Origin of the sequence: Bradyrhizobium sp. Mp27 (assembly GCF_029953005.1) — a bacterium.
Classification (GTDB): Bacteria; Pseudomonadota; Alphaproteobacteria; order Rhizobiales; family Xanthobacteraceae; genus Bradyrhizobium; species Bradyrhizobium barranii.
Genome location: NZ_JASAUS010000255.1, coordinates 1 through 6,818 on the forward strand (window position 1 = coordinate 1; position 6,818 = coordinate 6,818).

Sequence of the window (6,818 nt, forward strand, 5' to 3'; positions counted from 1 at the left end):
CGCGGTTGAGGTGATGGGGTTGGCTTCACAACCGAATCCTACGCCGCATCAGCGCTTTACACCACGCTCGCCAGCCTCTCAGGCGCCCTCTCGCGAATAAGACGGGCTAGAAACGCCGGTTGACCACGAACACCGCCGCCGCGCACATCGCCATGCCGGCAATCGCCAGCGCATCGAGCTTCTCCCCGAACAGCAGATAGGCCATCAGCGCCGTGACGGCGGGCACCAGGTAGAACAGGCTCGCAACCGAGGTCGCGGCAGCGTGGCGGATCAGCCAGTACAACAGCCCGATCGATCCGATCGAGAGCGCCACGGCGAGCCAGGCAAGCGCGAGCACGAACTCCCGCGTCCAGTGCACCACGCGGTCCTTGAACAGGAAGGCGCCGACCGTGAAGAAGACAGTGACGGCGATATATTGCACAAGATTGCCGGCGCGCCAGTCGATGTGGTTGCAGTAGCGGCGCTGATAGAGCGTGCCGAGCGTGATGCTGATCAGCGACACCACCGAGGCGAGCCAGCCGAGCCCCGCCTCGCCGGTCATCGGACGGCCGTGCAGGATCAGCGCGACACCGCCGAGGCCAAGCACCAGCCCCGCCCATTGCACCGGCGTCACGCGTTCGCCGAGCCAACGGTTGGCGATGGTCGAGGTCAGGATCGGCTGAAGGCCCGGAATCAACGCCGAGAGTCCGGCCGGGATCGAATGCGCGATCGCAATGGCCGTGCCGCCGAGATAGAAGCCGTGGACGAGAATGCCGGCAACAGCGCTATGCGCGACGTCGACGCGGTCCGGCCATTTCGGTCGCGCAATCGCTGCGATGATCGCCATCAGGCCGACCACGATCGCCATGCGAATGGCGAGATAGGTCAAGGGATCGGCGTTGTTGATGATGTATTTGGTGCCGATGAATCCGGTGCTCCAGAGCACGGCGAACAGGATCGGCGCGGCGCGGGCGGTCAGGGCTTCTTGATTATGGTTCATTGCCGCCCTCATTGCCCGACCGGGGCCTGTGCGGCAATGCGAATTTCCGAACGAGCGATGCTGCGCTGCGACGGTCAGCGGGAGCGCAGCTCAGCCGCTCACCATTCTTCCGGACAGGGGTCGATGATCTTCCAGAGCTCGACACCGTTCTTGATCTTCTTCATGTCGGTGGTGAGCCCGCCATTGCGGCGGATCCAGTCCTTCACCGTGTTGGGGTAGTAGGACATCAGGTCGGACGTCCCTTCCGCGCTGGTGACCTTGATGCCGAAGGTGAAGGCTTTGTCGTAATAGGCCTGGTGGAAGCCGAGGCTGGCGCGCGGCGTCACGCAGATCTTGTTCATCGGCACGATGCCGAGCACCAGGGTGCAGGCCGAATTGCAGATGCCGTCGATGATGACGCGCTCGCCCTTCTCGCGGACGCGCTTGTACTTGGCCTTGTACTCCTCGACGTAGCCGCCGTGGTCACGGGTGATGTGCAGCTCGGCGCGCGCCGGCGTGGCGGCGGCGACGGAGAGCAACAGCAGGCTCAAAAGCGTGATGCGCATGGTGCGTGACGGCAAAAGCCTTCAGGAATGAACCGGCCTCGAAGGACCCCCAAAGGGCCGGCGACAGGATTCTTAAGCGAATTCTCTTTGGCCATACTTGTGTGGGGAATTCGTTAAGCATCCCGAAAAGGCCAAAAATGGGCAGCCTTCGACCCTGCTCCGGGCAATTCTGTCACACCCACCTGGGAATCGGCGGGATTGGCCCCGATTTCCGGGCGCCGGACGGGTGTCCCGGCGGCCCGAAATGGCTATAAACACCTGACCTATTCGCGCGGGTTCCGGAGAATCGAGATGAGCACGTTGAAGCTTGTAGCCGCGGTTGCTGCCCTGTCGGCCGCAATCCTCGCCCCCAGCCTTGCGGAGGCGCGGGGACACCACCGGTACCACCGCCACTACACCAACCCGCTGCCCTACCCGATCAGCTATCTGCACAATTACGGGCCCGGCATCACCCCCGGCACCTTCGCCTTCTACGACGGCCCGTCGAACAACCGCTGCTACCAGAGCTCGGCCACCTATATCGGCCAGGACGGCCGCCGGCACCCCTGCTTCTGAGGGCCGCCGGCATCCTCTGCGGGTGCCGCTATTTGGCGGTGCCCGACAGCAGCAATTGCTTCTCGATCTCGTAGACCGGCAGCTTGACGAGGTCCTTGCCGACCTCGCCCTGAAGCGCCTTGCGCACCACGACCGAATAATCGGCGCGGATCATCCCGAGGGCGCGTGGTGAGGCCACCATGGTCAGGGCCGAGGTCTCGCCGGCGCTGACGGCGGCATCGAGCCGGCCCGCCAGGCTCCGCAGGAAGGCGCGCTCGGCCTCATCGTGCCAATCGGTCTGCTCGACCGAGCTGCGCGCGCCGCCGACGGCGGCGTTCAGCCGGCCCGGCGCATCGGTCCCTTGCGCACCGGTCGAGGGATTGGGCTGCTCGTGCACCTCCCGGGTGTGGAGGTTCGGAAACATCTCGTCGCCGAGGTTTTCCAGAATGAGCGCCTTGCGCCCATCGCACACGATCAGCCAGTCACCCTTGTCTATTCTCATCTTGTCCATTGTACAGCTCCAGGCAATCTCGCGAGCCTGCTCTTCGAATTCCTCGAAGCGCTGGCCACGGCAAGACTAGGCATGAAGTCGTGCCGGCGAATTGCGCAGGATCAAGGATGAACGCAATGTCCTGCCAGGCAGCGCCAGTGCAAGCGCAGCATTGGTCACGCGCGCGAACCTGGGATAGTCTTGCGAAGCGAAAGATCAGGTCTGCGGCGAGCTTTGCTGAAGATTTGTTCATCAGCATTACATTTCGGTTCCGCCACAATTTGATCAGAACAACTTCGATATCCTGTATTGCGTAAGCAGAGGAAGACATCATGAATCTCAAGACTGGCCTCGTCGCCGCATCCCTGTTCGGTGCCATCATGGCATCGCCGGCGGCGTCCGCCATGCCCATCGCGCCCGCACCTGCGACGCCGCAGGTCTCCGACGTCGAGCAGGTCCGTATGGTCTGCGACGCCTGGGGACGCTGTTTCTGGCGCCCGAACTATTATGGGTATTACGGCCCGCGGCCGTATTACGGGCCCCGATATTATGGGTATGGGCCACGCGCCTATGGGCCTCGCTATTACGGACCACGCTATCGCCGCTGGTGATTTCTGAAGGGGCCCTCGGGCCCCTTCGCTTTTGCGAGATCGCGCGTTGTGTCCATTCGCGTGCTCGCGATTTGCGTGGAGCGATTCCAAAACTGATCTAGATCAAAGATGAAATTCGCTGTGCCCTCATTCTGCGTCGATGGCGGATTTCATTGTTTTCCGATGCCCCCAGACGGGCATGAATGTGCAGACGCATCTCGAGAGGCAGCCAAGGCCTGACGAGCGGAGCCTTGACGAGCGGAGGTTTGAGGGGCGGCGGCTCGAGGGACGGAGCTTCGAGTCCTTCGCCTGTCCCGCCTGCACGCGCCTCCATTTCATCGACCTCGCCTCAGGCCAACCGATGAACCGGGACCGTTGACGGTGACATCGACCTGCCGCGCCGCGTGGCATGATGTCCGCAATACTACGGCCCGGAATCCGGTTTACTGAATCATCCCGTTTCGCCATTGATTGCGATGTATCGATTTTCATTTAATTGTCACATTTCAGCATTCGGCCAGAAGCATGTTCTTCGACGCTCTCGCCCCCTCCTCCGCCCTCCAGTTGATCCGGTTTTCCGATGTCGACGCGTTTCGACCGGCCGAGTCGATGGAAGACGCCCGCAGCATTCCGCTCGACGTCGCCAACTTCGCTGCGGCGCGCGCGATCGTGAACCTACCGGGGTGCCGGATCATCGTGGCGAGGTCGTTTGCGCGGATTCTCGATACCGCCTATCGCGCACCGGGCGGCATGGTGATCCTGCCGATGACCGACGATCTGCGGGCCAGCTCGAGCGGGATCGAACTCGACTCGCGCGTTTTCATCGCCTTGCGCGGCAATCATCATTGTCATTTCGTCGAGCATCAGACCAATTACCACGCGCTGATCATGTTCTCCCCCGCGCTCAGGGATCGCGGCTGGTTCGATCGCGCCGATTCATTGTGGGTTCGCGTCGCAGACCCCGTGGCGCATCTCTACGTGCGTCAGCTTGTTCTCGACATCTTGCGGACCGCGTCCGTAGAGCCGCATATGTTCGAAACCACAGAGGTCGCCGCGCATCTCCAGGAGGGCCTGCTGCTCGCCCTCGACGACCTGTCTCAAATCGACCCGTCGTCTGATCGCACCGCCCCGAATGCAGGCGCGCGATCGGCCAGGCTCGTGCAGCAGATCGACGATTACGTCGCAGCCTATCCGACCGCTCCGATCTATACGGCCAATCTCGCCGTTGAGTTGGGCGTTTCGGTCCGAACGCTCGGCGGCGCGGTGAGCAAGGTGCGCGGCATGAGCCTGCATCAATACATCCGCCTGAAGCGGCTGGGCCACACGTTCGCGGCTGCTCAAGGGCGGTGGCGCGACGGTCGCCACATGCGCACGCGCCCAGGGATTTCATCACCTCGGCGAGTTTGCCGCGGCCTACCGCGCGATCTTCCACGAGGCGCCCTCCGATACGCTGGCACGGGCCCGGCACACCTGCCGTTCCGCAAGCTGACACGAAGGCGCGACGCCGATGGCTTGCTTGACCACGCGTCGGGCCGCTATGGAACAGGTTCCCTCGAACGACGTTGTCAGGTCCGAGCAGTGCGCCGCCAGCCAGCCCCGGGGGCGCGCTGAGAAACCCCGCGCGCCGTACGCGCGGGGTTTTTCTCGCCGTCAATCAAGTGGTTCAGGGAAGAGAATGTCCATCAACCGCAACGTCCTGTTTCTGATCATCGGCGCTCTGGTCGTCACGGCAGCCGTGCTCGGTTACAACCTCTACCAGGCGAAGAAACAGCCCGACGGCCTGCAGATCAATGTCGGTCCCAACGGGCTGAAGATCCAGGGCAAGTAAGGGGAACCCGCGGATTGGTGACGGCGTTGCGGGAACACAAGTTGGCGTATCCGAAGGGACCGCTCGACCTAGTGTTTCCGAATGGCGCCGGCAACGTCGAGAACCTCACCAACATCGTTGCCCGCGGCCTCAAGCCGGCGATGATCGCAGCCGATGTCGTCACCGAGAATGGCAAAGCGAAGTACGCCGGCATGCACGCGCTCAGGCATTTCTATACTTCCTGGTATCCGCATCGATGGCGGTCTGGAATTCCTGCTCAAGCTGGTTTCGACGCGGCTCGGCCACGCCACGATCGCGTTGACGGCGGACCGCTATGGCCACTTGATTCCGCGCGGCGATGATGGGGCGGAATTGGCTGCGGCGGAGCAGGCCTTCCTTGGAAACACGGCCTGACCTTCATAAAGATATTGCGGCTTCGCCGTGTGGTTGCAGTGCAGCTCGTGCAATCACTTTGTGCCATCCGTTGCGGCCTGCAGCAGTGCCTGCTGCAATCGCTGGCCCAAATAAACGTCGGCTTTCGATGCTACAGCGGCCGTGAAACGAGGAAGGGCGGGACTTCCGCTGCTAACCCATAGCGGACACGGTGATCGGCCGTGCCCGTTACGCAAATTCGACCGCTCCAGTGCTGGATGACCTCATCCTGTGTCCAATTTGAGACAGTCGAAGTCAACGCCATGTGGTTGACTGTGTCGGCTCGGGAAGATTTGGCAATACCGTTTACCTTGTTTGGGAGGCGTGCCATGAAATCGTCCTTTGTAAGCGCTGCTCTCTTTGCCATCTGTGTGAGTGTCGCCGCGCGTGCTGCGGATATGCCGGTGAAGGCTCCGCCGATCCCTTCGCCGCTGTACAATTGGAATGGATTTTATCTCGGCGCGAATCTCGGTGGCGCGTGGACCAATGGCAGCCTGAACATTCCGGGCAACAATCTATATGGCGGCACCACTGAATTCATGGCTGGCGTTCAGGCCGGCTACAATTTCCAGGCCGGCCATCTTTTGCTTGGCGTGGAAGGTGATTTCGATGGGGCGACGTTCGGTCGTTTTGCAATTCCGACACCTACCCTCGGCACCGTGCAGCAGAACTGGATTGGAACGATTGCAGGCCGCTTCGGCCTCGTGGAGGACAAGTGGCTCCTCTACGCCAAGCTCGGCGGCGGCTGGGTGCACAGTAACGCCATGCTGAATTTCCCCGGCGTTGCCTGGCAGGGGTCCAACACCAGTTCTGGCTGGCTGGCTGGAGTGGGTGTCGAATACGGTTTCAAACCGAATTGGACGCTCAAACTCGAATACGATTACATCGGGTTGGGAAGTTGGACTTCGCCCACCACCCCGTTACTTCAGCTCAACCGTGACCTCCAAATGGTCAAGTTCGGTGCGAACTACAAATTCGAACGCGGCCTCCCCGACTATGTCGCGCCGGCAAGAACCGGGCATTCCCCCGAATCTTCCGAAGACGAAGACCTTGCCAAAAAATCGCAGAACCCGATCGCCGACCTCGTCAGCGTTCCGTTCCAAAGCAATACGAATTTCAACGCAGGGCCGTTCAACCGCACTCAGGAAGTGCTCAACATTCAGCCAGTCATACCATTGCGCATCAACGCGGACTGGAACGTGATCTCGCGCACCATCATGCCCGTAGTCAGTCAGCCTAGTCCGTTTTTCAACAACAACACGAATGGAATTGGCGACATTACTCAGCAGTTCTTTTTCACCCCCACCCATCCAGGTGCTTTGATTTGGGGCCGAGCTATGGCTGATTTTGGGTGACGCGGCCTGATCAGGCGGCGTGGCTTTCAGTGTTCGGAATGACTTCGATTCCGTCGATGAACTTTACACCGGCGATGACTTTCGGC

The 6,818-nt window shown here is 61.4% G+C and carries 9 protein-coding genes and 1 pseudogene; 6 read left to right on the forward strand and 4 right to left on the reverse strand.

Annotated elements, in window-relative coordinates:
- Positions 1-106 precede the first annotated feature (106 nt).
- Both QJT78_RS47070 and QJT78_RS47075 read right to left on the reverse strand, forming a co-directional pair.
- On the reverse strand, positions 107-979 hold the full coding sequence (locus QJT78_RS47070) for a DMT family transporter (RefSeq protein ID WP_281460719.1): 873 nt from the start codon (positions 977-979) through the stop codon (positions 107-109).
- Positions 980-1,077: 98 nt separating this feature from the next.
- Positions 1,078-1,524, reverse strand: a complete 447-nt coding sequence (locus QJT78_RS47075; protein WP_014494573.1) for a hypothetical protein — start codon at positions 1,522-1,524, stop codon at positions 1,078-1,080.
- Between the two features lie 291 nt (positions 1,525-1,815).
- On the opposite strand from QJT78_RS47075, the gene QJT78_RS47080 reads away from it, so the two are divergent.
- On the forward strand, positions 1,816-2,079 hold the full coding sequence (locus QJT78_RS47080; protein ID WP_028153618.1) for a hypothetical protein: 264 nt from the start codon (positions 1,816-1,818) through the stop codon (positions 2,077-2,079).
- A 28-nt stretch (positions 2,080-2,107) separates the two neighbouring features.
- Here the strand turns inward: QJT78_RS47080 and QJT78_RS47085 are convergent, their stop codons facing one another.
- Positions 2,108-2,569, reverse strand: a complete 462-nt coding sequence (locus QJT78_RS47085) for a host attachment protein (RefSeq protein WP_028153617.1) — start codon at positions 2,567-2,569, stop codon at positions 2,108-2,110.
- Between the two features lie 311 nt (positions 2,570-2,880).
- Here QJT78_RS47085 and QJT78_RS47090 point away from each other — a divergent pair, with 311 nt between their 5' ends.
- The 4 genes and pseudogenes from QJT78_RS47090 (at position 2,881) to QJT78_RS47105 (ending at position 4,966) form a co-directional block, all read left to right on the forward strand.
- Positions 2,881-3,159 carry a hypothetical protein gene (locus tag QJT78_RS47090; protein WP_038945498.1) on the forward strand — a complete coding sequence of 93 codons (279 nt, stop codon included), beginning with the start codon at positions 2,881-2,883 and terminating at the stop codon, positions 3,157-3,159.
- Between the two features lie 139 nt (positions 3,160-3,298).
- Positions 3,299-3,517: a hypothetical protein gene (locus tag QJT78_RS47095; protein WP_028153615.1), complete on the forward strand. Its 219-nt coding sequence runs from the start codon at positions 3,299-3,301 to the stop codon at positions 3,515-3,517.
- Between the two features lie 146 nt (positions 3,518-3,663).
- Positions 3,664-4,627 (forward strand): annotated as a pseudogene (locus tag QJT78_RS47100) (helix-turn-helix domain-containing protein).
- Between the two features lie 186 nt (positions 4,628-4,813).
- Entirely contained in the window at positions 4,814-4,966 is a 153-nt protein-coding gene (locus QJT78_RS47105) for a hypothetical protein (protein WP_014494567.1), read from the forward strand.
- 68 nt (positions 4,967-5,034) lie between these two features.
- Here the strand turns inward: QJT78_RS47105 and QJT78_RS47110 are convergent, their stop codons facing one another.
- Positions 5,035-5,175, reverse strand: a complete 141-nt coding sequence (locus QJT78_RS47110) for a hypothetical protein (RefSeq protein ID WP_157791268.1) — start codon at positions 5,173-5,175, stop codon at positions 5,035-5,037.
- A 531-nt stretch (positions 5,176-5,706) separates the two neighbouring features.
- Here QJT78_RS47110 and QJT78_RS47115 point away from each other — a divergent pair.
- A complete protein-coding gene (locus tag QJT78_RS47115) occupies positions 5,707-6,732 on the forward strand; it encodes an outer membrane protein (RefSeq protein WP_281460720.1) in 1,026 nt (341 codons plus the stop codon).
- Positions 6,733-6,818: the final 86 nt, after the last annotated feature.